The following is a 24,688-nucleotide window of genomic DNA, read 5'->3' as shown; positions in this document are numbered from 1 at the left end:
ATATCTAATCCATTTCGGAATAAATATCTTCTGCTTTTAAGTTAATGACATTGACGGAAATCAAGGCTTTTCGGCGGTGGTCGATGGGGTGGCAGAATGATTTATCAAATACCCGTCGGAACGGGCTTTGAAATGCGTAGAAAAATCTTTCCGGCGCTGGTTTTCCCGCCGGTTCTGTGGTATGCTGGAATAAGACAAAAAACGACAGGAGTTGACACGATGGCCGAACAGGAAATGTTACTGGACACAGCTACCATCAGGGCCGCCGTCGCCGGTGAGCTATGGGCTAAACAAAAAGTGATCGAACACTACACTCCCATGATCGACGAGTTGGCCGTTGACGAAGATATGAAGCAGCACCTTATTCTGAAACTGTTGGAAGAACTGCCTAACTTCCCAATGGGGCAGGCATAAGAAAAAAGAGCGCCGGACGCAGAGGCTTTGACACCTCCGCGCCCGGCGTTTTGGATAATTGCCGATTATGTCATAGCAAACTCGATGTGAGAGCTGTCCAGCTTCATAAACTTGGATTTCACCAGCTCTGCCGGGTAATCGTCCCCGGCAATACGGATGGTCTTGCGGACGCTGCACACGGTTTCCACCAGCAAGTCCACGATCTCGTCCAGCGTTTCCCGGTCAATGCCCTTGGCGTGCTGGCAAAGGTGTTCGTACTCGATGTTGTCCATGATGATCTCACGATAAATCTCTATGGCGCTCTGTGATTTCGCTCCCGTTCCTTTCCGTTCCGGCGGCTGTGCCGCTTCGTCCTCCGAGGGGAAGGGTCGGGAAAGGATAGGAATGGAATCGGTAATTGATACATCCGTAGTTGTTTTTTCTTTACTTGATATATCTTTATTTAATTGCATTGGATTTTCCAATGTCGGGTTTCCCGGTGTCGGATTATCCGATGTTGGATTTTCCAACACCGAGTTTTCCAATCCCGGTGCCGCCTCGTCCGGCTGCTCTGGCCGGGGCTGGGGCTGTTCAAAGGCCCGGTCGTTGCCGGAAGTGAAGTACATAGGCCGTCGCCTCCTTTCTGCGTTTGGGCAAAAAGAAAAGCCGCAGACTTTTTCAAAATCTGCGGCTTAGCCGGGGAACAGAAAAGGGCGCTGTCATGCTTGACAACACCCTGTTTCTGTCTGATTATTCAGTTGTTTTGACCTGCCCCGTTTTCCGCTGCCCTAAAAAACATTGATTTTACTGGTTTTTTTCATGTTTTCTTATGGCAACGCTCTTTTTTGCAGGGTTTTTTCATTTTCAGATTATCCCAGCTTCGCCGGGAGAGACGAGGAAACCGTGGTCTGATGCTTTTGACGGAATTGCCGCGGGGTGATCTGGTACCGCTTTTTAAAGGTGCGGATCAGATGACTGCAGTCCGCAAAGCCGGTCTCGGCTGCAATATAGTTCAGGTCATAGTCGGTAAAAAGAAGCAGGTTTTCAACCTTGTTCAGGCGGATAAACTCGATATACTGCTTACAGCTCTGCCCGTAATGCTTCAGAAAAAGTTTGGCAAAATAGGAGTAGCTCATGTTGTATTTATGTGCCAGTGCCTCGATATTGATGTTTTCCTGGGAATGGCGGTCGAGATAGACGAGGATATCCTGCATACTCTGTTCCTCACTCTCGGAAATCGATTCGGGATTGAAACAGATTCCCTGGCAGTGCCAGATACGCAGAAGCCGGAGAAACAGTGTGGAAAAGAGAGAATAGATATAGGCATCATAACCGTATTTCTTTTCAAGAGCCTCCCTCTCAAGGGTTACAAAAAAATCATGGAGATTCAGCTCTGAGAGATCTTCCTGCGTAAACAAAAGCGAAGGATAGGTCATCGTGGCGATTTTATGGAAAGCAAAGCTCAGGTTCGGAAGGTAGCTTCCGGTGAGCTGGATGCGGTTCAGGTTGAATTTGATACAGAAATAGCGGAATGGCCGATCCTGGTCTGCGGCAAGTGCGTGGACCGTCTGTGGAGGAAACAGGATGAAAGAGCCCGGTTTTATGTGGTAGACGGAATCGTTGCAGCTCACGAGAAGAGAACCTTCCTGCAGATAAAGAACCTCCGTAAAATAGTGCCAGTGGGATTTGACCGGCATGGAAAAACTGTCGGAGCAGCAGGAAAAGGCTTCAATCGGCGAGTGCAGGATGTCACTGTATTCAAAAAGATTCTTCAACGGAAAAGTCCCCCTTCAGGTAAAAAATATTCAGTATTTTTCTGGGAATATCAGTTTCGGAAAAATAGAAACATTCTATTTTTGTACAGTCGCATTATATCATATCCAAATGAAAATTGATACAATGGCGAAAGCATTTGAAAGAAAATTAATGCTGAATTTGGTAACTCAATTTCCTAAGATAAGGGGGGATATGAAAACATGAAAAGCAACACGAAACAATTCCCGAAAAACAAAATTGCGTGGCTGTGGGAAAACATGGAGGGAAAACGGGCGCTGTACTTTGTCGGTATTCTCGGAACCGTTTTGTACAATATTCTGCAGCTTACGATTCCCTATTTTTCGGGAAAAATTGTGGATCTGTTTTTAACTGGGGAGAACGCGGCGACAAATCTTCAGGTACACCGTGACCTGCTTTACCGCTTGCTGTTTGCGATGGTCGGCTTTACGTTCCTGCGTGTTATCGTTGTTTATGGCAGCTGTATGATCTATGAGACGGTGTCGCAGAGTGTTCTGTACCGGGTGCGGAATTATCTGTACGACAAGCTTCAGCGTCAGGATATGACGTTTTACAGTACCTATCGGACAGGAGATCTGATGACACGGCAGACAGGAGACCTGGATGCGGTGCGTCACATGGTTGCATGGGTTGTACGAATGGTGGTTGAGTCATTTTCTCTGTTTGCTGCAGCGGCCGTTTTCTTCCTGTATACGAACTGGAAGCTGGCACTGTGCGTTCTTGTGATTTCACCGTTTGTATTCTGGATTATCTATCTGTTCCGGAACCGCGTTGCCCCGATGCATGCGGCGCTGCGTGAAAAACTGGCACAGATGAATACATGCGCACAGGAGAATATTTCCGGAAACCGCGTTGTCAAAGCGTTTGCAAGAGAAGATTACGAAATCGAGAAATTCGACCGTGCCAATACCGACTATGCGGAGACGAATAAGGCAACCGGAATGGTATGGCTGAAATTTTTCCCGATTGTCGAGAGTATTGCGAACCTGATGCCGGTTGTCCTGCTCGCAGTCGGCGGTGTTTTTATGATCAGAGGACAGCTTACTATGGGAGACTATGTGGCATTTTCAGGCCTCATCTGGGCAATCGCCAATCCGATGCGTCAGATGGGAAATATCATGAACGAATTTCAGCGGTTCTCAGCAGCGTCGAAAAAGGTCATGGAGCTGTATTACTCCGAACCGAAAATCAGGGACGAAGAAAATGCCGTTTCCCATCCGGAGCGGTTTGAAGGCAAAATCGAGTTTGATAACGTTTCCTTCCAATACGAGGATGGTGATTTGCCGGTTCTGCACAATATTTCCTTCACGGCCCATCCGAACGAGACGGTTGCGATCATGGGCGAGACCGGCTGCGGCAAGACATCGCTGATCAATCTGATCCCGCGGTTTTATGAGCCGACAGAAGGACAGATCCGGATTGACGGAATTCCTGTAGAACAGCTGAAGCTGTATGATCTCCGAAAACAGATCGGACTTGCCACGCAGGATGTTCTGCTGTATTCTGACACGATCGAGGGAAACATTGCCTACGGCGATGATTCGATCAAGATGAACGAGGTTGTCAAGTTTGCAAGGTATTCCGCTGCGGCAGATTTCATTTCAAAGATGCCGGAGGGCTACGATACCCTGGTCGGAGAGCGCGGTGTTGGTCTTTCCGGAGGCCAGAAGCAGAGAATTTCTCTGGCAAGAGCACTGGCGATCCGTCCATCGGTTCTGATTCTTGACGATACAACATCGGCGGTTGATATGGAAACAGAGAAACAGATTCAGCAGTCCTTACGGGAGCTTGATTTTCCATGTACCAAGATTGTGATTGCACAGCGAATTTCGACAACGAAAACAGCGGACAAGATTATTGTTCTGCAAAATGGCTATATTGAAGAAATGGGAACACATGAGGAACTGATGGAGAAGAAGGGTTACTATTATGAACTGGTGAAGCTGCAGACCGGTGTGGATGAACTGTAGGAGGGGAAGCAATGGCAAAAAATACATACAAGCAGGATGAAGTGCTCGAAGAGCCGTTTGACATCAAGCATCTGCTCAGAGCTTCATCCTATATCAAAAAATATGCAAAACGGATGGTTTTTGCGATCCTTTTGAGTGGCATCGGCGGTGCGTCCGGCTATGTGGCGCCGATGGTTATCCAGCGGGCGCTGGACCTTGCAATTCCGGAGAAAAACGAGAGGCTTTTATTTTCTCTTGTGGGAATGCTGGTCGGCATCTATCTGGTGAGCGTGATCTTCACAACAATCCGAAGCCGCATTATGGTGGATGTCAGTCAGAGTATCATCTATGATATCCGAAAAGATTTGTTTGCACATCTGCAGGAGCTGCCGTTCCAGTATTACGATGACCGCCCGCACGGCAAGATCCTGATTCGGGTTGTCAACTACGTCAACTCGGTATCGGATATGCTGTCAAATGGTCTGATCAACATCGTTCTGGAGAGCTTCAACCTTCTGTTTATCGTGATTTTCATGTTTCTGGTTGATGTGCAGATGGCATTTGTCGTGCTCTGCGGCGTGCCGGTGCTGTGCGTTTTCATGGTCTGGATCAAGAATAAACAGAGACGTGCATGGCAGGCAGTTTCGAACAAGAACTCAAACCTGAATGCCTATCTGCAGGAGAATATTGTCGGAGCCCGCATTACGCAGATCTTTGCACGAGAGGATGAGAATGCGGAGATTTTCAAAGATCTTTCCAAGGATTGCCGCAGAACATGGAATACAGCAGTTCGCTATTCCAACCTGGTATGGCCGGGTATCGATTCAATTTCCGTCTGCGTGCGTGCTGCCATTTTTCTGTCCGGTCTGATCCTTTTCGGGCAGGGAAATAAGTCGGTTGGTACGATTGTAGCGATTTCGAGCTATGCATCGTATTTCTGGCAGCCGATCATGAACCTTGGAAACATCTTCAATAACTTTATCAACAACATTGCGTATCTGGAACGTATCTTTGAGACGATGGATGAGCCGGTGACGGTAAAGGATGCAAAAGATGCCGTTGAAATGCCAAAAATCCGCGGTGAGGTGACCTTCGATCACGTAAATTTCTCGTACGATGCGTCAAAACAGATCTTAAACGATGTTTCGTTTACGGTAAAACCGGGTGAGAGTGTGGCGCTTGTCGGACCGACCGGAGCCGGAAAGAGTACGATTGTCAATCTGATTTCACGGTTTTACAATGTCAATGGCGGTCGCGTCCTGATCGATGGACAGGATATCTCGCAGGTGACCATTCATTCCCTGCGTGAGCAGATGGGTATTATGATGCAGGACAGCTTTATTTTCTCGGGAGATATTGAGGATAATATCCGTTACGGAAAGCTTGACGCAACGCATGAGGAGATTGTGAAGGCGAGCAGAACTGTCTGTGCGGACGAGTTTATCAGCAAAATGCCGGATCGCTATCAGACGGAGGTAAGGGAGCGTGGTTCCATGCTGAGCCAGGGACAAAAGCAGCTCATTTCGTTTGCGCGTACCCTGCTTTCCGATCCGGCCATTCTGATTCTCGATGAGGCGACCTCAAGCATTGACGTACAGACCGAAAAAGCACTGCAGACGGGACTCAATGCCATGCTGAAGGGCAGAACCTCATTTATCATTGCGCATCGTCTGTCTACGATCCGCAACTGCGATAAGATTATGTATATCGATAACGGCGGTATTATGGAGAGCGGAACACATGATGAGCTGATGGCAAAGAAAGGCCATTATTATAAACTGTATACAGCACAGCTTGATGAAGTACAGAAAGCGGGCTGATCAAAAAAAGATCATAAAAAAGATTATAAAAAAGGCTTCTGCCAGCGGATAAAAATCCGTGGCAGAAGCCTTTTGCCGTTTCTTGTTCGTGTCGCTTTTTGCGCGTGTCGCCGAAGCGACCCGCCGCAGGCGGAAAATTCGGCAAAGCAGGAGTTCTTCTTATTTTCCGGAGAAGTATTTCTCTTTGATGATCTCAACCGGCATATCCTCGCCAGTCCACAGTTTGAAGGAAGCAGCTCCCTGGTATAACAGCATGTACATACCGTTTCCGGTCTTGCATCCAGCCTCTTTTGCCTCACGCAGCAGGCGGGTTTCCTGCGGATTGTAGATCACATCGAAAACGAAGAGGTCTTTGTGGAACATCGTTGTGTCGGTGATGATGGTGTTCTCGGTTTTTGGAGCCATTCCGACGGAAGTTCCGTTGACAAGAATGGCGCTGTCTGCGATGGATGCGCGAAGGACTTCCGGATCGGAGAAGTCGTGCAGGGTAACCTTGCAGGAAGTACGCTCATTGAGTTTTGCAACGATTTCCTCGGCTCTTCCGAAGAAATTGTCTCTGACGTTGAATACATTGATCTCAGCTACGCCGTCGAGGGCTGCCTGTACCAGGATTGCAGTAGCAGCGCCGCCGGCACCGAGCAGAGTCATCTTTTTGCCGATGATGTCTACGCCGTTTTCTGCAACTGCTCTCATGAAGCCGACACCGTCGGTGGTGTAAGCGGTGAGAACGCCGTTGTCGTTGACGATGGTATTACATGCGCCGGAGATCTCCGAAGCAGGAGAAACCTTGTCTGCCAATTTGCACATGATATTTTTGCCAGGCATGGTGATGTTCCAGCCTCTTGCACCCATGGTGCGGAGTCCTTCGACTGCCTGCGGCATTTTGTCTTCCGGTACATCAAAGGCAAGGTAGCTATAATCAAGGCCGAGCTGGTCGCATGCTTCGTTGTGCATTTCCGGAGAAACACTGTGTGCAACCGGGCTTCCGAGTAAACATAATAATCCGGTGTGTCCTGTGATGTGTTTTGACATAGTTTGAAATCCTCTCTCTCCTCGTATTTCCGCATGATGATAAATCGTGCTGTAGCACTTTAAACTGCTACTATATGAAGTGAATTATACTCCAGATGCCGAAAGAAAGCAAGAAAAAAAGAGGAAATGACGCAAAGTTCATTTCCTCTTTTCGTGTTGGTTTTTGATTAAGGTTTAAGATGGAAAAGATTCGCCCGGAAATCAGATTCCAAGTTTCTCTTTCATGTAGTCAACCGGAGTATCTTTTCCGGTGTACAGCTTGATTGCGATGAGTGCCTGGAACAGCATCATGCCCATGCCGTTGAATACTTTCTCACATCCTGCTTCTTTTGCCTGTTTCATCATAACGGTTTCGCGCGGAGCGTAAACGGTATCCGTTACGATGAGATCTTTTTTAAAGAAGGAAGGATCAGGAATGTTGGAAAGGTCTTCGAGTGGATGCATTCCTACGCCGGTAGCATCGCAGAACAGGTCAGCTGCGTGCATTTTTTCTTTCAGGAGGTCTTTGTCTGCCAGATCGTTCATGGTAGCCTTGCAGTTGGTGTTCTTATTGATCAGATCAACAATTTCCTCTCCACGGCTGTAGAATTTGTCTTTGATGTTGAAGATTTCAATTTCTGCAACTCCATCCAGAGCACCGCGCACTGCAATTGCAGTAGCAGCACCGCCGGTTCCGATCAGGACCATCTTCATTCCCTTGAAATCGATGCCCTCTTCGGTCAGTGCCTGCCAGTATCCCATACCATCGGTGTTGTAGCCTTTCAGTTTTCCGGTTACCTGACCGTTTTCGTCGCGGAGGTTGACTACGGTATTGATAGCGCCGCATAACTTAGCTGCTTCATCTACTTCGTCCAGATATTTGTGGACAACAGTTTTGTTTGGCATGGAAATATTGGAACCGAGCATTTTCAGCGCGCGGATACTCTGCACAGCATCTTTTAAAGAATCGTTATCAACTTCGAAAGCAAGCTGAATGACGTCATCTCCGTTTTTGTCGTATGCAAGGTTGTGGGTTGTCGGAGACTGGGTGTGACGGATCGGGTAAGCCATTAATCCAACTAATTCGGTATGTCCTGTAATATTTGGCATGATATTTTCCTCTTTTCTGTTTTTTTATATTGTGTAAGAAAGTGATTCAGTGATTACTCAAGCGGCTCCAGATGCAGGTAGCCCTGGGACTCCAGTACATTCAGGATCGCGCGGCCTTCCATGGTACCTTCCATGATGCGGCGTGCGCGGACGGAATCGCCGATGGTATAAATATAAGTATGGGTATCAGCGAATGCTTCCTGAAGCTCCGGCAGAATCGGGTTATTGGAGCGCATTCCAAGACAGTTGAATCCGTAATCGAAGGTGAGATCCTGGATGGTTCCGTCCGGAAGCTTTACAGTGAATGCGTTTTCTTTTACTTCCTGAAGAGCAGTGTTGACATATTCTTTTACACCGTATTTGTCGTGTGTCTCACGCATGGAGCATTTGGTGATCGGGTCTGCAAGCATACCGATCTGCGGCAGCATATCGATGATGGTACACTCGGCGCCTCTCGGTGCAAAGTATTCAATAACGTCAAGTCCTACGGAACCGCCGCCGACTACAACGACTTTCTTGCTCTGACAGGCTTCTTCCGGATATTTTCCGGCGTTTACATTGTTGATCATACCAAAGATGGTATTTACGTTTCCGGCATCGATGTTCTCTTTCAGGCCTTTGATCGGCGGAACAAGCGGAACGGAACCGGTGGAGTTTACAATGATGTCCGGTTTGAACTGTTTGATCTTATCCACCGTAGCTTCGGTGTTGAGGAAAATATACAGGTTTTTCAGTCTTGCAGCTCTTGCCTCAAGGTATTTCGGGAAATCTTTCATACGGGTCTTGCTTGGAAGATCGGAGATGAAAGTGGAAAGACCGCCGATGTGATCGTTTTTCTCAAGTACGAAAACGTTGCATCCGACTTCTGCTGCGGTGCAGGCTGCTTCCATACCGGCAGTACCGGCGCCGACAACAACAACGTTACAGTTTTTATTTACTTTCAGTGCTTTGTAAATATCGCCTTCCGGAACAGCCGGGTTTACGGTACAACGGATCGGGCGGTTGACGCCGATACGGTTTCCGGCACATCCAACGTTACAGGAGATACATTTCCGAAGAAGATCTTCCTCGCCGTTCTCAACTTTTTTCACCCAGTTCGGCTCAGCGATCAGGCCGCGTCCCATTCCGACGATATCTACATCGCCGCTCTCGAGAACTTTTTCAACGACCTTCGGGTCACGGTAGTTACCAGCATTGATCACAGGCTTTTTGAATTTATTTTTTACGGCTCTTGCCATGTAGGAACGCCATCCATCCGGCAGGAAGTTGGAGTCGATCTGATACTGCAGGGATGGGTTGAGGCCGCAGGATACGTCATACATATCTACGAACTCATCCAGGTACTCGAGGTACTCGAGGGTATCTTCCAGAGTATTTCCTCCCGGAACACGCTCCTCAGCAGAGATACGAACGATGATCGGGAACCACGGTCCGACGTTTTTACGTACTTCTTCGAGAACCATACGTGGGAAGCGCAGGCGGTTTTCTACAGAACCACCGAATTCATCGGTTCTTTTATTGTAATACGGGGAGATGAACTGGCTCATCAGGTAGGAGTGGCCGCAGTGGATTTCAATGGCATCAAAGCCGATGGCCTGCACACGTTTTGCAGCCTCGCCGTATTTTTTCACGGTTGTCATGATTTCTTCTTTTGTCATCGGGCGAGGGGTTTCTCCGCCGGCTTTTGTCGGGATGTTGGAAGAAGAAACGGTTTCCATACCGGTTCTTGCGGAAGATGCGGAAGCTCCGGCGTGGTTGATCTGAATTGCTACGGTAGCACCGTTTTTATGAAGATTTTCGACTAACTGATAGTAGCGCGGCATAAAGCTGTCGTGGTCGATACGGATCTGGCTGGTTCCGTTGGAACCGACCGGGTACTCGATGTTGGCGTTCTCCAGAATAATAAGACCAACGCCGCCTTTTGCGCGGAGAGAGTAATAATTCATATGACGGTTACTCATCTCACCGCTTGTCTCACCGTAGTTGGTTCCCATCGGGGTCATTGCAATACGGTTTTTAATCGTTGTTCGTTTGATGGTAATTGGTTCAAAAATTTTTGGGTAAGCACTCTTCATGAAAATTTCTCCTTATTCATTACATGAGCGGTAATCCTCTGTTTGTGACAAATCCATCATAACTCTTTCGACTAAAAATTAACAATATCTTTCAGATAAACTTTTGATACGTTTTCGCTATCGTTTCTGGACTCTTCGATAATGTCAGCGTGCTGTTTCATGTATTCGGTAAACCGTTCGACAGCCGGAAGCCGGTAGCGGTTCTTCATCCAGAACATAAAAGTCTGATGATAAATCTCGAGACCTTTCAGTGTATGGATGCGGATACCGTCTGCCTGTTCCAGAATATCGGTTCGCGGCATGAGCGCGATGCCGAAGTTTTCGCGTACCAGTGCCACAATCGAATATTCATCCGGGCATTCCATGATAATATTGGGATGAAGCTGATATTTGCGGTAGAGATGACCGGTGTAGGCCCCCATCCAGGATGCGCGGTCGTAGCCGATCACCGGATAACGGGTAAGCTTTACAAGCGGAACCTCCGGTTCGTCGGCAATCGGATGCTGTTCCGGGGACACGATGACAAGCGGCTGCTGGATCAACGGAAAAAACTCCATGTCGTCGCGCTTTAAAAAGCCGCCAAACCCAAGATCGAGTTCGCCGGATTTCACCTTCTGTGCAATGGCCGGGGTATGGTTCTGCCAAAAGCTAAAGGCAACATTTTTGTTTTCTTCTTGGTCCAGAAAGGTGCGGACATTGTGCGGAATATAATGTCCGGCAAGTGGAAAAATATAACCGATGTTGATTTTTCCGCCACCGGAGGCGAGTTCTTTCATCTTGCCTGCCGCAATGTCACAGTCGCCTGCGATCCGGTCTGCATGCTCCAGGAAAAGACGGCCGGCATTGGTAAGGACAACACCGCGCCCTTTCTTTTCAAACAGCGTGATTCCAAGCTCACTTTCAAGGGCGGCCATCGAACGGCTCAGGGATGGCTGGGAAATATAAAGCTCCTCTGCCGCCTGGTGATAATTTTCCAGCCGGGCGACCTTTCGGAAATAGAGAATCTGATTCAGTGTCATGTGGTTTTTCCTCCTGAAAAAATGGTTCCGTAAGAAAGTCTTTGCTTCCTCTTATTATGATAACTCAAGTATACCATATCAATGCATTCAATGCATTGATTTTTTCCTTTAAAAGCATTAGACCGCACACACTTTCACTGTTAAAATAAAGGCAAATGTTATTTTTTTAACATTCACGAAACTGGTAATCTGTTGTTTGTGACAAAACAAAAGGATGAACCGAACAGAGGAAAAAGACAATTTGACCTCAACACATGATCTATTTAAAAAGGAGAGAAACCATGAACAAGAAATACCTGCCAAGTGCATTAATTTTGTACTTGAACTACTTTATCCACGGTGTTGGATGCTCTATTCTGGGCCAGGCAGTCATCAAAGAGGCTCTGGCAGCAGCATGGGGAGTGGAAGCAATGGCAATTACCGCAATTTCCGCAGCACTCGGTCTTGGCCGTCTGATCGCACTGCCATTTGCAGGTCCTCTGTCCGACAAGCTCGGACGTCGCATTTCCACCGCAATCGGAAGTGCTTCTTATGCAATTTATCTGATCGGCCTTGCCCTTGCATTTAATGCAGGAACACACGGTGGTTATACCATCGCTTACGTATGCGCCATTATCGGCGGTATCGCAAACTCCTTTCTGGATACCGGTATTTACCCGGCAGTATCCGAAATTATTTACAAAGCTCCGAGCGTTGCTACTATGGGAATCAAATTCTTCATCGCAATCGCACAGATGCTGCTTCCATTTGTTCTTGGTGTAGCGGTTACTTCTACCGCAGCCGGCTTTACCTCCTACAATCCGTTATTCTATGGATGCGGAATTGCGTATATCGTACTTTTTGTACTGGTATTCCTGTTCCCGCTGCCAGATGCTGACCAGAAAGCATCCGGCAAAAAAGAGGGTCTGATCGACAGCCTGAAGCATACCCATTTCTCTTTCGAGTCCATCGCCATGATCCTGATCGGATTCACCTGCACCGGTACCTTCCAGCTGTGGCTGAACTGCGCGCAGAACTTTGCAAAAGAAAATGTAGGCTGGGCGAATCCGTCCATCATGCAGACCTACTATTCTGCAGGAACTATGCTGGCACTCGTTGTAACCGCATTCCTGACCAGAAAAATCAAAGACGTTCGTTTCATCGTTGTTTACCCGGCTATCTGCCTTGTAACAATGATCGCTGTCCTGATGGGACAGAGTAAACCGCTGATGATCGCCGGTGCTTTCATTATCGGATGGGCTGGTGCAGGCGGACTGCTTCAGATCGCAACTTCCGTTTGCAACATGCTGTTCCCGAAAATCAAAGGAACCGTAACCGCACTGGTTATGATCGCATCTTCTCTCTGCAACTACACCATCCTGACCGCAGCATCTAAAATGCAGCCGTCCGGCGTTATGACCATGAATATCGTTCTGACCGCAGTTGGTGTTGCACTTGGACTGTTTGTAAATATCCGCTATAAAAAAATGGTTGAACTTGCACAGCAGGACAATTAAAATGAGGTTAAGGATTGCGGAAGTACGAAGTACCAAGGAATCCGGACGTGAAAAAGAAAAGCCTGCAAAGAAAAGTCAGGGTTAAATTGAAGAAAGAAGGAAAAACACATGAATACAGTAAAAGTTCGTGATATTGAAATCGGTGCCGGCGCACCGAAAATCATCGTTCCGATCGTAGGTGTTACCAAAAACGATATCATCGAAGAAGCAAAAACCTTCCATTCGATTCCGGTTGATGTTGTAGAATGGCGTGTAGACTGGTTTGAAGGCGTATTCGACTTTGCGCAGGTAGAGGACGTGTTAAAAGACCTCCGCGAAGCACTCGGCAATATTCCGCTTCTGATGACGTTCCGTACCTCCAAAGAAGGCGGCGAAAAAGCTATCGAGCCGGAAGCATACGCTGAGCTGAACATCAAGGCAGCACAGACCGGATACGTTGATCTGATCGACGTTGAGATCTTCACCGGAGATGAGATCGTAAAGAAAATCATCGACGGCGCACACGCTGCAGGCGTAAAGGTTGTTGCTTCTAACCATGATTTCTTCAAAACTCCTGCAAAAGCAGACATCATCTACAGACTGCGCAAGATGCAGGATATGAACGCAGACATTCCGAAGATCGCTGTTATGCCGCAGAATAAGAAAGACGTTCTGACCCTGCTTGCAGCAACAGAGGAAATGACCACCAATTATGCGGACAGACCGATCATCACCATGTCTATGGCAGGCACCGGTGTAATCAGCCGTCTCTGCGGTGAGGTGTTTGGTTCTTCCATGACCTTCGGCGCGGCGAAGAAAGCATCCGCACCGGGTCAGATGGGTGTGAATGATCTGAGCACCGTTCTGGATCTGCTTCACAAAGCCATGTAACCGTTTTTTCTTTGGGGGACACCGGTATTTTTAGCTTTGCTGTTGATGCCGATGTCCCTTTTGTATTATTGTTCTGTTATAAATTTAACGGAGGTATGCCTTTTATGAAGAGAGTATTTCACTGGCTGGATGAAAACTTGGAAGAATTTCTTCTTGTGATCGGTCTGATCGCCATGACGCTGATCATGGGAATTCAGGTTTTCTGCCGCTACGTCCTTGGCATGTCGCTGTCGTGGTCGGAAGAGCTGACCAGATATATTTTTATCTGGTGCGGTTTTTTAAGCGTCAGCTACTGCAGCAAAAAATGCCTTTCCATCAAGATCGAGCAGTTTGTTGCGATTTTTCCGCGGAGAGGAAAAGCCGTTTTCAAAATTGTGAATCATACGTTTGAACTGATTTTTTTCATCTATATGATTCCGTTTGCTTTTTCTTATATGATGTCGTCAGTTAAAAGCGGCCAGCTTTCCCCGGCCTGCAAAATCCCGATGTACTTTATCCAGGCAGCACCGCTTGTCTCCTTTGTACTGGTTGCATTCCGTGTTTTGCAGCGGTGGATGATCGAGTTCCGTGTGGCACGCGGTGAGAACGTTTTCGACCCGGCCCATCCGGAGCGAAATACGCCGGAATCCTTCATTGAGGCAAATGCCGGAGCAGATAACACCACAGAAAATGCTCTGAACGCGGGTATCGACAACCGCATCCATACGATTAAAAATTCGAATGAGGAGGAACGCTAATGCCGGTCGTAGTATTATTTCTGATTTTTGTTGCATTGCTGGTCATCGCTGTTCCGGTATCGATTACCCTTGGAATCACATCTGTGCTTCCGTCGGTGTTTGACCCGTCTTTTACGGTAGGAGCCAAATATCTGATCCGTGCCATGTTCGGAGGACTCGATTCCTTCCCTCTGCTGGCAGTTCCGATGTTCGTCCTCTCCGGTATCATCATGGCTAAGGGGGGCATCTCCAAAAAACTGTTTGATGTCTTTGCCTATTTTCTCGGAAAATTCACCGCAGGTATGCCGTGCGCCGTTATCGTCACCTGCCTTTTTTACGGTGCGATTTCCGGTTCCGCTCCGGCGACCGTTGCCGCTGTCGGAAGCATGACAATCCCGATTCTGACTACCCTTGGTTATGATCTGACATTCTCCACAGCGATTGTGGCAGTTGCCGGCGGCCTTGGCGTTATCATTCCCCCGAGTATTCCGTTCATCATGTACGGTATGGCTTCCGGCGCTTCGGTCAGTGACCTGTTCCTTGCCGGAATTGTACCGGGTCTGATGATCGGTCTGCTGCTGATGGTTTATGCCGTTTATCACTGCAAACGGTATGGGGAGGACAAAGAGAAGATCCATGCAGAAGTCAAAGTGCTGCATGACAAAGGCCTGCTTCGCGTTTTAAAAGAGAGCTTTTTTGCACTGCTCAGCCCGGTGATCATCCTTGGCTGTATCTACAGCGGTGTCGCTTCCCCGACTGAGGCGGCTGTTATCTCCGTATTCTATGCATTGATCATCAGCCTTTTTGTGTACAGGAGTATCCGCATCCGCGACATCTGGTCCATTCTGGTTGAGGCGATTCGTACCTTCACCCCGATCCTATTTATTCTGGCGGCATCGACGGCATTTTCCCGTGTGCTGACGCTGATGCAGGTACCGCAGACGGTCAGCGAGTTTATCCTGAACAACTTCCACAGCCCGGTTGCGATCCTTCTGATCATCAATGTATTCCTGCTGATTGTCGGAATGGTGATGGATACCACACCGGCAATCCTGATTCTGACTCCGATCCTTCTGCCGATTGTACAGGCGATCGGCATGAATCCGATTCAGTTTGGTGTCATCATGGTTGTCAACCTGGCGATCGGCTTCGTAACACCGCCGATCGGCGTCAACCTGTTCGTGGCAAGCTCCCTGACCGAGGTTCCGGTCATGCAGATCGCAAAGAAGGCTATGCCGATGATCGGTTTCTTCCTTGTGGCACTGCTGCTGATTACGTTTATTCCGGCGATTTCGATTGGAATTTTATAGGGAGGAGCGAAGGACAATGAAAAAGATGACAAAAAAGAAAAAGCTTTTCCGAAAAGTGACGGCACTTGCCGCTGTCATTGCGCTTGGCGCATCGCTTGCCGGCTGCGGCTCTTCCGATGGAGAGACGACACAGCGCTATTCCTGGCCGCTGGCAACGGCGAGCCCGGAGGACACGGTAACGCAGATCTTCGCTGAGAAGTTTGCGGAAGAGATTTCAGAGCTGAGCGATGGAAGGATGAAAATTCAGGTTTACGCAAACTCAACGCTTGGCGGCGACCGCGATCTGCTGGAAACGTGTGCTGACGGCGATATTCCGTTTGTCGTACAGAATACGGCACCGCAGGTTTCTTTTATGGGGGATCTTGCCGTGTTTGATTTGCCGTGTGTGTTTGATTCTCTCGATGAATGCCGTGAGAAGATTGATAATCCGGAGTTTTACGAGTTGATCAGCAATGTTTACACAGAGGGCGGCTATCACCTGCTCGGTATGGCAGATCAGGGATTTCGTGTCATGAGTACGAATAAGCCGGTTTACAGCTTTTCGGATTTCAAGGGCCAGAAGATCCGTACCATGGAGAACAGCTACCATCTGGCATTCTGGAAAGCCATCGGTGCCAACCCGACGCCGATGAGCTTCAGTGAGGTTTACATCGGCCTGCAGCAGCACACGATTGATGCGCAGGAGAACCCGTATGAGGTCATCGTTTCGAATAATCTGTATGAGCAGCAGGATTACGTAGTGGAAACGAACCATCTGCCGCATCTGATTTCCCTGATTGTCAACGACGATTTCTTCAAAGATCTGCCTGCAGACGAGCAGGAGATCATGACCAAGGCTGCAAAGATTGCGACCGAGTACGCAAGAGAACAGTCCGATGCCCGTATCGCCGATAAAATTGCGACGATCGAGGAGAGCGGAACGAAGATCCTGACTCTTGATGACCAGACAAGAGCGGAGATCCGAAAGGCGTCGAAGAGCGTGTATGAGTCGATCGAGGAGAATATTGACCCGGCAATTTACAATGCTTATATGGATGGCATTGAGTAAGAAAAAGAAAGATGAAATTCCCGACAGCAAGGCACAAAAAACGACGCTTTGCCGCCGGGAATTTTTGCGTCCGCCAAGTGGGGGGGATTCGCAAAGATTGCCTTGCACAGTCGAAACGGCAAGACTATAATGGGGCTCAGAAGATTTAAAAAATTAGGACCAGAGGAGGTACAGAAATGATTTTTGAACACATGGACCGGATTGTATTTGCAGGAGATTCCGTAACGGATATGGAGAGCGCACAGCCGGTGGGGGAAGGTTTATTTGAAAATGTTGGAAAGAGTTATGTCAGAATCGTCGAGAATATGCTTGCGGCATTTTACCCGGAGGTGTATCTGCGTGTGACAAACTCCGGTATTGGCGGAAACACAAGCCGCGATCTGCTGCAGAGATTTGACCGCGATGTGGTATCTCTGAAACCGGACTGGGTTTCCATCTGCATCGGTATCAACGATGTCTGGAGACAGTTCGACAGCCCGGCTATCCCGGACGAGCAGGTATCCCCGGAGGAGTACCGTTTCAACGTCGAAAAGATGATTCTTTCCGTAAAAGACAACGTAAAAGGTATTTTCCTTATGACCCCATACTACATGGAGCCAAATGGAGAGGACTGGATGAGAAAACGCATGGACACCTACGGGGCCATCTGCAGTGAGCTGGCTGAAAAATACGGCTGCCGCTTCATCGACCTGCAGGCCGTATTCAATGATTATTTCCAGTACCGCCATTCTTCCTACATCGCCTGGGACAGAATCCATCCGAACCAGATCGGTGCGACGGTAATCGCTCGGGCATTTCTGGAAAAATGTGGATTTGATTATCATCACAGACCGGGAGAGGAATAAAAAGGCTGATAAATCTGTTTTGCTCCTGTTCTGTCTGAAAACAGCCGATACAGTCGAAAAAAAGAGAAAAAGAACGGTAAAATTCTGCTTAAATGACCAAATTTAATTGCTGTTTTGGGCTGGCTATGGTATATTATGACTATAGTGTACTTATGCTTGCATTAGGATGGACATTACATAGCAGGACATAAAATAAAAGAGAACAGGAGAGATAAACACATGTATCTGGAAGAGTATAAGAGATGGCTGGAAGCTGATCTGGAAGACGCAGATCTAAACCCGGAGCTGGCACGGATTGAAGGAAACGATGAGGAGATCAAGGACCGTTTTGCTGTATCTCTGAAATTCGGAACCGCAGGACTTCGTGGTGTACTTGGCGCAGGAACAAACCGTATGAATATCTATGTAGTACGTCAGGCAACACAGGGTCTTGCAAACTGGGTAAAAACACAGGGCGGAAACCAGACCGTAGCCATCAGCTATGACAGCCGTATCAAGAGCGATGTATTCGCAAAAACAGCAGCAGGCGTTCTGGCTGCAAACGGAATCAAAGTCAGAATTTACGATGCACTGATGCCGGTACCGGCACTTTCCTTTGCAACCCGTTACTATAACTGCAATGCAGGTATCATGGTAACTGCATCCCACAACCCGGCAAAATACAACGGCTACAAAGCCTACGGCCCGGACGGATGCCAGATGACCGATGATGCTGCAGCAATCGTATACGCAGAGATTCAGAAAACCGATATCCTGACCGGCGTAAAATATATGCCGTTTGCACAGGGAGTAGAAGAGGGACTGATCCGTTTCGTCGGCGATGACTGCAAGAATGCACTGTACGAAGCCATCGAATCCCGTCAGGTTCGTCCAGGTCTTTGCAAGACCGCTGGACTGAAACTCGTTTACAGCCCGCTGAATGGATCTGGTCTTGTACCGGTTACCCGTGTATTAAAAGACATCGGAATTACCGATATCACCATCGTTCCGGAGCAGGAGTATCCGAACGGATACTTCACCACCTGCAGCTATCCGAATCCGGAAATCTTTGCAGCACTGGAAAAAGGCCTGGATCTTGCAAAAGAGACCGGCGCAGACCTGATGCTGGCTACCGACCCGGATGCAGACCGTGTTGGTATCGCGATGAAATGCCCGGATGGAAGCTATGAGCTGGTAACCGGAAACGAAGTCGGCGTTCTGCTTCTCGACTACATCTGCGCAGGCCGCATCGAGAAAGGCACCATGCCGGAGAAACCGGTTGCTGTAAAATCCATCGTATCCACACCACTGGCAGATGCTGTTGCCGAGCACTACGGCGTGGAACTCCGCAGCGTTCTGACCGGATTCAAATGGATCGGCGATCAGATTGCAAACCTTGAGGCAGACGGCGAAGTAGACCGCTTCATCTTCGGATTCGAGGAGAGCTACGGATACCTGGCCGGTCCGTATGTAAGAGATAAAGATGCAGTCATCGGCTCCATGCTGATCTGCGAGATGGCAGCTTATTACAGAAGCATCGGAAGCTCTCTGAAACAGAGACTGGAAGAGATCTATGCCGAGTATGGCCGTTACCTGAACAAAGTAGACAGCTTCGAGTTCCCGGGACTTAGCGGAATGGACAAGATGGCCGGCATCATGGATGGCCTTCGAAAAGAGCCGCTGACCGAGATCGCAGGTTCCGCTGTTGTCAAAGTAACCGATTACGAGAAACCGGAAGAAACAGGACTCCCATCCGCAAACGTTCTGATCTACAAGCTGGCAAACGGTGAAACCGTCATCGTCCGCCCGTCCGGAACAGAGCCGAAGATCAAAGTATACTACACAACACTTGGTAAGGATCTGGCAGAGGCAGAAGCAGAGAAAGAAAAACTCGCAGAGGCTTTGAAACCGATTCTGGCATAAAAAAAATAAAAGAATGGAAGGGCGTGGCTTTGGTCACGCCCTTTTTTGAACCGAAATTTCTTTTGAAAAGTGTAAGATTTTCTGCAAAATGGCGTGATGATAGATGAAAGGGGGGATTTCCATATGGAGGATACTCATATTGTCCAAATGTACTGGGACAGGAACGAAACAGCGATCAGCGAGTCTGCGATGAAATATGGTACATACTGTACGTCCATTGCACAGAATATTCTGCGGAATCCGGCGGATGCAGAAGAATGTGTCAACGACACCTGGCTTCACGCGTGGAACGCTATGCCGCCGCACCGGCCGTCTCTGTTATCCACATTTCTTGGAAAAATAACGAGAAATCTTTCATTTGATCTGTATCGAAAAATGCATCGCAAAAAACGCGGAGAAAGTCAGATGGATGCGGTATTGGACGAGCTGGAAGAATGTGTTTCGGGGAAAGATGATATTGAGCGGCAGTGGGAGATGAAAGAACTGATCGCGGAGATCAATCAGTTTCTGCAGAAGCTGCCGGAGGAGAAACGATGCATGTTTGTCCTGCGGTACTGGTATGTAGACAGTATCGGTGAAATCGCGGAGCGGCTGGGAAGAAGTGAAAATTATATTTCAGTTTCATTAAACCGGATCCGTGGAAAATTGCATACACACTTGACGGAAAGGGGGTTCGAATTATGAAGAAAGAAGAATTGTTTGAAGTGCTGGGAAATCTGGAGCCTGGTATGGTGGAAAAAGCACGGAGTGATCGCCACCCGCGGAGAGGCGTATGGAAAAAATGGACGGCCGCCGCAGCCTGCGCGGTGATCATCGGCGGAGCTGTGCTGGGGGTTGCGACATGGAGAAACGGTCGGGAGGGTTCTGCAGTCCGTTATCCGTCGGGGGTAACGACGGTTCTGGCGGCTTATCCGGCATCTGTGGCTCGGACGATGGATGCACAGAAATTCATGGAAAGCGATGCACACTGGGACTGGTGGGATTCGTACCGGGAGTTGACAGCAAAATCAGCAGAACTGCAGTCGGGAATGGATGCATATTATCAGAACCTGATGAAACAAATGCTGGTTTCAGAGGATGAAAATACCGTCTGCTCGCCGATCAATCTGTATATTGCGTTTGCGATGCTGGCGGAAACTTCGGATGGAAATACGCGGCAGCAGATTCTGGATATGCTTGGTGCGCAGGACATGGACACCTTACGGGAAAATGTTTCTTCACTCTGGGAAAGCAATTATGCAGACACACCCGCGCTGAAAAGTGTGTTGGCAAATTCGCTGTGGCTGGATGGTGAGGAAGCATACAATGACACAACGCTGCAGCGGCTGGCGGAACAGTATTATGCATCGACCTTCTGTGGGACTCCCGGATCGGAAGAGATGAATCAGGCCCTGCGGACCTGGACGGATGATAATACCGGAGGGCTTTTAAAAGAATACACCGAAAACATGGCGATTGCCCCGGAAACGGTATTTGAACTGGTATCAACCATCTATTATAAGGCGATGTGGCGGGAGAATTTCTGGGAAGTAAATACAGAGAAGGAAACCTTCCACGGAGCTGCGGGAGATACCACTGTGGACATGATGAAGAAAACGGAATGGATGGATGTCTACCAGGGCGAACATTTCCGTGCAGTCAGCCTTAGCCTTCAGGACAGCGGCTCCATGTATTTCCTGCTTCCGGATGAAAATACCGATGTCAATGAACTGGTATCGGATCCGGATCTGATGAAGGTTATACGGCGGGATGAAAGCAGTGATAACTGGTATTCCCCTATGGTGAACCTGTCTGTTCCTAAATTTAAAGTATCGGAGAAAACAGACCTGATCGAAACGGTGCGCGCACTGGGTGTAACGGATGCACTGGATGCGGATCTGGCAGATTTCAGCCCATTAACAGGGGACAAAGAGAATTTATACCTGAGCAAAGCAGACCACGCCGCCATGCTTGAAATCGACGAAAACGGAGTAACCGGAGCAGCGTATACAGAACTCGGCGTTTCAGAAACCGCAGCAGAAATACCGGACGACGAAATCGACTTCGTACTGGATCGTCCATTCCTGTTTCTTGTCACGGGGCAGGACGGATCGATTCTGTTTTCGGGAGTTGTGAGAAATATTGCAGAGACATGAAAAAAAGGAGTCGGACTGTCCGGCTCCTGTGTCTGAGACACGTTACAGTATCTCTTCGGTGCTTATTTTTACTCTGCGTTCCTTTGTCGGAGCAGAAAAACAGACAAAATCAGTACAGCAGGGAAAATGCAGCCGGCCAGCATACCTGCCTTCAGATCGTCGCCGGTGTTTTGTGTGACAAATCCAATAACAAATGGGCCAATGGAACCACCCATATCTCCGGCCATGGCGAGAAGTGCGAACAGTGCAGTTCCGCCGAGTGGAATTTTAGAGGATGAAATACTGATGGTTCCCGGCCACATAATTCCTACGGAGAAACCACATACAACGCAGCCTATAAGATTTAAAAGAGGATATGGTGCGAGAGCTGCAGCCAGATAACAGATCAGGCAAAGTGTACCGGATGCGATCATAAATTTTGTTAAGTCAATTTTTTCCCCGTATTTACCATAGAAAGTCCTGCTGATGCCCATCATCACAGCAAACAGGCACGGTCCTGCAATGTCTCCAATGCTTTTTGAGAGACCTAATGCAGACTCGGCATAAGCGGAAGCCCATTGCGCCATCGAAATCTCGCTTGCTCCGGCGCAGACCATAAGAACAAGGGAAATCCAGAAAATGGGAAGACGGCACAGCTGACGAATGGTAAGTCCTTCTTCGCTTCCGGTGAGTGATTCAATCGGGCAGGAAAGGAAATTAAACGTATTGTACAGTGGAAGTACAGCCCAGATACATGCGAGGATCGGCCAGCGTTCCATACCAAAAACTGCCAGAAAAGCAGTGGAGAGTAAGATGACGCCTACAGACCCCCAGCAGTAAAAGGAGTGAAGCAGACTCATAACGCTGTCCTTATTGTCAAACGGACAAGCCTCTACGATTGGGCTGACAAGAACCTCAATCAGTCCGCTTCCGGCGGCATAGATCATGGCACTGAGCAAAATTCCTGCATAGGCATTTGGCAGAATATTGGGCAGAAAGGCAAGTCCAATCAGGCCGCAGGCGGAAAGAATCTCAGAAGCAACGACACACCTGCGATAACCGATTTTATCGACATATCTGGCACAGAACAAATCGACAAGAAGTTGTGTGAAAAAGAATACTGTCGAGATAAACGCAATTTTTCCAAGAGAAATATGGTAAGTTCTGTGAAAGGTAAGAAATAGTAAAGGTGCAAAATTTGCAGAAATTGCCTGCGTGATAAATCCAAGATAACAGGCAATTAAGGTTTTGTGGTAGTTCTTTTTCATAGTGATATACTCCGTTTTTTAAAATGGCAGAACTGCTGCGGCCGTAGTGTTCGTTTCGTTGCCGTTCACCGTGTTCCATGGAGCGACAACGATTCTTTTTGTATAATAACGTAAAATGGTGTCGCTTTCACTGGAATATATCGTCTGTTTATTGTATAATATCGCAAAATAGAGAGGGGCGTGCCTGAAAAACGGAGGCGGGGAAAGATGGAGTTTAATACATTTTATAACAAGATCCAAACGGATGAAACCATGATGGAAACGATACAGCATGGAAACAGTGAATATCCGTTTCAATTGTATTACGACGATCTTGCGTTGTTTGATTTTCATTGTGTAGAATGGCACTGGCATGTGGAGTTTGAGTTTGTTTTTGTACAGGAGGGAACAGCAACCTTCTGGGTTGGCGAAAAGCAGCTTTCACTGGGACAGGGAACGGGCATTTTTATTAACTCAAAGATTTTGCATCGCTATTTTTCTGAAGGCCATGCGATTGTGCCAAATTTCGTTCTGAAACCGACATTTCTCGCTCCGGCAGACAGCCTGATTTACAAAAAATACATTGCACCGATACAGGCGTGTAAGGTGGAGTGCATTGTCTTTTGCAGGGAAATAAAATGGCAGGCAGAAGCACTGGAGCTCATGCAGAAAATTCTCAAAGCGCAGGAATCAGACAAAGACCGGGAACTGGTTACTTTATTTCTGACGCAGGAATTGTGGCACTTGCTTTATTTGCACATGGATTCGGAAGTGCTGCAGAAAAAAAGAGAAAATACGGCATCCTCACAGGGAAGAACACAGCTGATGATGCAATATATTCATCAAAATTTCCGACAAAATCTTACATTGGAGGATATCGCCGGGCAGGCTATGGTGAGCAAAAGTACGGCATTGAATCTGTTCCGAAGATATCTTCACGATACGCCGGTGCATTATCTGGTGAAGTATCGTCTGCAGGAGGCTGCAAAGCTTCTGGCCACGACGGAGAAAAAGATAACTGTAATTTCCGGCGAGACGGGATTTGAAAATATGGATTATTTTTGCAAAACATTTAAGAAATATTATGGGAGGACACCGACGGAATATCGAAGAAAAAAACAAATGGATACGGATGACAGAGAAGGGATCGTTCAAGATGTAGTGTAAGAGAAAACGGAAAAATTACATTCTGAAAAAGGAGCGGAATCCGGTGTGGGTTCTGCTCCTTTTTAAATGGAAAATTATGGAATATATTTATTCGGCACAGCCAAAAACTCTTCTACATATTGCTCTAGTGCCGCAAGCAGCTCTTCAAGCGGAAAGACCTTCAGATCCTGCGCGGCTTCCGGCGGGACGGAGAGGAAGTGATGGAGGAGGTCAAGTACCTGTTGGACGTTCTCATACGGAATTTCTGTGATTCCAGGGTTCGTGACGTTAGGATTGAGATCGAGCGGGATGCAATAGCGGTTGACAAGATATGTATTCATTCGTGTATAGTCCCCGTAATAATACTCCTCCGTGAGATATCTGGAAAAAGGAATGGATGTCCGCGATTTTTTGATATAAACCGTTGCAATCTCATCTCTCATATCTGTAATTTCCCCATCCGCATTATAAAATTCCACAATCTGCGGAATGAAATCCTTAAAAAATTTCCGGTCAATATAAAGATGAAAATAATATCCCAGTGCGCTCGAATCTGGCAGAAGTGAACGGTATTTCGCTGTAAACCGTGTAAGATCCGGGAATACCATCATTTTTTCGCGGTAAAGCGGATCGCGGAAATGGGAGGATTCTTTCTGCTGCGTCGCATCCGGCAGAAGATTTCCGATTAGAAAATCATTTACCGATGAAATCGGATATGGAAAATCCGGGTGGGACGGGAGGTGCTTTAACAGCATTTGGGCTGCGGTGAGATGTAAAATAAAACCTGGCATGGGAATGAAGATGTCCTTTCGTATTTGCTTCT

Annotated in this window: 20 protein-coding genes and 1 pseudogene; 13 read left to right on the top strand and 8 right to left on the bottom strand. The window is 47.8% G+C overall.

Annotated elements, in window-relative coordinates; genetic code table 11:
• Nucleotides 1-96 precede the first annotated feature (96 nt).
• Nucleotides 97-414: a helix-turn-helix domain-containing protein gene (locus DWX26_RS17900; RefSeq protein ID WP_242998350.1), complete on the top strand. Its 318-nt coding sequence runs from the start codon at nt 97-99 to the stop codon at nt 412-414.
• Between the two features lie 71 nt (nt 415-485).
• Here the strand turns inward: DWX26_RS17900 and DWX26_RS09345 are convergent.
• Nucleotides 486-989 (bottom strand): annotated as a pseudogene (locus tag DWX26_RS09345) (DUF6017 domain-containing protein); the annotation flags it as partial.
• Between the two features lie 273 nt (nt 990-1,262).
• Nucleotides 1,263-2,168 carry an AraC family transcriptional regulator gene (locus DWX26_RS09340; RefSeq protein WP_055267788.1) on the bottom strand — a complete coding sequence of 302 codons (906 nt, stop codon included), beginning with the start codon at nt 2,166-2,168 and terminating at the stop codon, nt 1,263-1,265.
• A 201-nt stretch (nt 2,169-2,369) separates the two neighbouring features.
• Here DWX26_RS09340 and DWX26_RS09330 point away from each other — a divergent pair, with 201 nt between their 5' ends.
• Nucleotides 2,370-4,157 (top strand): ABC transporter ATP-binding protein, encoded by a 1,788-nt coding sequence (locus DWX26_RS09330; protein WP_055267790.1) that lies wholly within the window; start codon nt 2,370-2,372, stop codon nt 4,155-4,157.
• 11 nt (nt 4,158-4,168) lie between these two features.
• Complete coding sequence (locus DWX26_RS09325; protein WP_117761878.1) at nt 4,169-5,956, top strand: ABC transporter ATP-binding protein; 1,788 nt, start codon at nt 4,169-4,171, stop codon at nt 5,954-5,956.
• Between the two features lie 159 nt (nt 5,957-6,115).
• On the opposite strand, the gene aroE is transcribed toward DWX26_RS09325, so the two are convergent.
• The 4 genes from aroE to DWX26_RS09305 all read right to left on the bottom strand — a co-directional run bounded on the left by aroE (nt 6,116) and on the right by DWX26_RS09305 (nt 11,171).
• Nucleotides 6,116-6,988: a shikimate dehydrogenase gene (aroE, locus tag DWX26_RS09320; protein WP_055218962.1), complete on the bottom strand. Its 873-nt coding sequence runs from the start codon at nt 6,986-6,988 to the stop codon at nt 6,116-6,118.
• Between the two features lie 201 nt (nt 6,989-7,189).
• Nucleotides 7,190-8,080 carry a quinate/shikimate dehydrogenase gene (locus DWX26_RS09315; protein WP_334291836.1) on the bottom strand — a complete coding sequence of 297 codons (891 nt, stop codon included), beginning with the start codon at nt 8,078-8,080 and terminating at the stop codon, nt 7,190-7,192.
• Between the two features lie 50 nt (nt 8,081-8,130).
• The gene (locus DWX26_RS09310) at nt 8,131-10,152 is read right to left on the bottom strand and encodes an oxidoreductase (RefSeq protein WP_022462048.1); all 2,022 of its coding nucleotides are present in this window, start codon (nt 10,150-10,152) and stop codon (nt 8,131-8,133) included.
• Nucleotides 10,153-10,223: 71 nt separating this feature from the next.
• The gene (locus tag DWX26_RS09305) at nt 10,224-11,171 is read right to left on the bottom strand and encodes a LysR family transcriptional regulator (RefSeq protein WP_055218958.1); all 948 of its coding nucleotides are present in this window, start codon (nt 11,169-11,171) and stop codon (nt 10,224-10,226) included.
• A gap of 281 nt (nt 11,172-11,452) precedes the next feature.
• Here DWX26_RS09305 and DWX26_RS09300 point away from each other — a divergent pair, with 281 nt between their 5' ends.
• The 9 genes from DWX26_RS09300 (at nt 11,453) to DWX26_RS09260 (ending at nt 21,493) form a co-directional block, all read left to right on the top strand.
• A complete protein-coding gene (locus DWX26_RS09300; protein WP_055218956.1) occupies nt 11,453-12,667 on the top strand; it encodes an MFS transporter in 1,215 nt (404 codons plus the stop codon).
• A 108-nt stretch (nt 12,668-12,775) separates the two neighbouring features.
• On the top strand, nt 12,776-13,537 hold the full coding sequence (gene aroD, locus DWX26_RS09295; RefSeq protein WP_118601317.1) for a type I 3-dehydroquinate dehydratase: 762 nt from the start codon (nt 12,776-12,778) through the stop codon (nt 13,535-13,537).
• A 104-nt stretch (nt 13,538-13,641) separates the two neighbouring features.
• Nucleotides 13,642-14,274, top strand: a complete 633-nt coding sequence (locus tag DWX26_RS09290) for a TRAP transporter small permease (RefSeq protein ID WP_117761874.1) — start codon at nt 13,642-13,644, stop codon at nt 14,272-14,274.
• Nucleotides 14,274-15,563 (top strand): TRAP transporter large permease, encoded by a 1,290-nt coding sequence (locus DWX26_RS09285; protein WP_118601316.1) that lies wholly within the window; start codon nt 14,274-14,276, stop codon nt 15,561-15,563. Before DWX26_RS09290 ends, DWX26_RS09285 begins: the two co-directional genes overlap by 1 nt.
• 16 nt (nt 15,564-15,579) lie before the next feature.
• Nucleotides 15,580-16,611, top strand: coding sequence for a TRAP transporter substrate-binding protein (locus tag DWX26_RS09280; protein WP_243030600.1), 1,032 nt, complete (start codon nt 15,580-15,582; stop codon nt 16,609-16,611).
• A gap of 176 nt (nt 16,612-16,787) precedes the next feature.
• Nucleotides 16,788-17,456 (top strand): SGNH/GDSL hydrolase family protein, encoded by a 669-nt coding sequence (locus tag DWX26_RS09275; protein WP_117761871.1) that lies wholly within the window; start codon nt 16,788-16,790, stop codon nt 17,454-17,456.
• A 219-nt stretch (nt 17,457-17,675) separates the two neighbouring features.
• Nucleotides 17,676-19,358 carry a phospho-sugar mutase gene (locus DWX26_RS09270; RefSeq protein ID WP_118601315.1) on the top strand — a complete coding sequence of 561 codons (1,683 nt, stop codon included), beginning with the start codon at nt 17,676-17,678 and terminating at the stop codon, nt 19,356-19,358.
• Nucleotides 19,359-19,481: 123 nt separating this feature from the next.
• On the top strand, nt 19,482-20,042 hold the full coding sequence (locus tag DWX26_RS09265; protein WP_118601314.1) for an RNA polymerase sigma factor: 561 nt from the start codon (nt 19,482-19,484) through the stop codon (nt 20,040-20,042).
• A complete protein-coding gene (locus DWX26_RS09260) occupies nt 20,039-21,493 on the top strand; it encodes a serpin family protein (RefSeq protein ID WP_118601313.1) in 1,455 nt (484 codons plus the stop codon). Before DWX26_RS09265 ends, DWX26_RS09260 begins: the two co-directional genes overlap by 4 nt.
• A gap of 68 nt (nt 21,494-21,561) precedes the next feature.
• Here the strand turns inward: DWX26_RS09260 and DWX26_RS09255 are convergent, their stop codons facing one another.
• Nucleotides 21,562-22,740 (bottom strand): MFS transporter, encoded by a 1,179-nt coding sequence (locus DWX26_RS09255; RefSeq protein ID WP_118601312.1) that lies wholly within the window; start codon nt 22,738-22,740, stop codon nt 21,562-21,564.
• A gap of 207 nt (nt 22,741-22,947) precedes the next feature.
• Between DWX26_RS09255 and DWX26_RS09250 the strand changes: the two genes are divergently transcribed.
• Nucleotides 22,948-23,886 (top strand): AraC family transcriptional regulator, encoded by a 939-nt coding sequence (locus tag DWX26_RS09250; RefSeq protein WP_118601311.1) that lies wholly within the window; start codon nt 22,948-22,950, stop codon nt 23,884-23,886.
• A gap of 74 nt (nt 23,887-23,960) precedes the next feature.
• On the opposite strand, the gene DWX26_RS09245 is transcribed toward DWX26_RS09250, so the two are convergent.
• Nucleotides 23,961-24,656 (bottom strand): hypothetical protein, encoded by a 696-nt coding sequence (locus DWX26_RS09245; protein ID WP_117801872.1) that lies wholly within the window; start codon nt 24,654-24,656, stop codon nt 23,961-23,963.
• Nucleotides 24,657-24,688 lie beyond the last annotated feature (32 nt).

It is taken from the genome of Blautia sp. AF19-1, from assembly GCF_003479155.1.
Lineage (GTDB): Bacteria > Bacillota > Clostridia > Lachnospirales > Lachnospiraceae > Fusicatenibacter > Fusicatenibacter saccharivorans.
The sequence above is the reverse complement of the archived record's forward strand: the minus strand, read 5'-3'. Positions and strand labels throughout refer to the sequence as shown.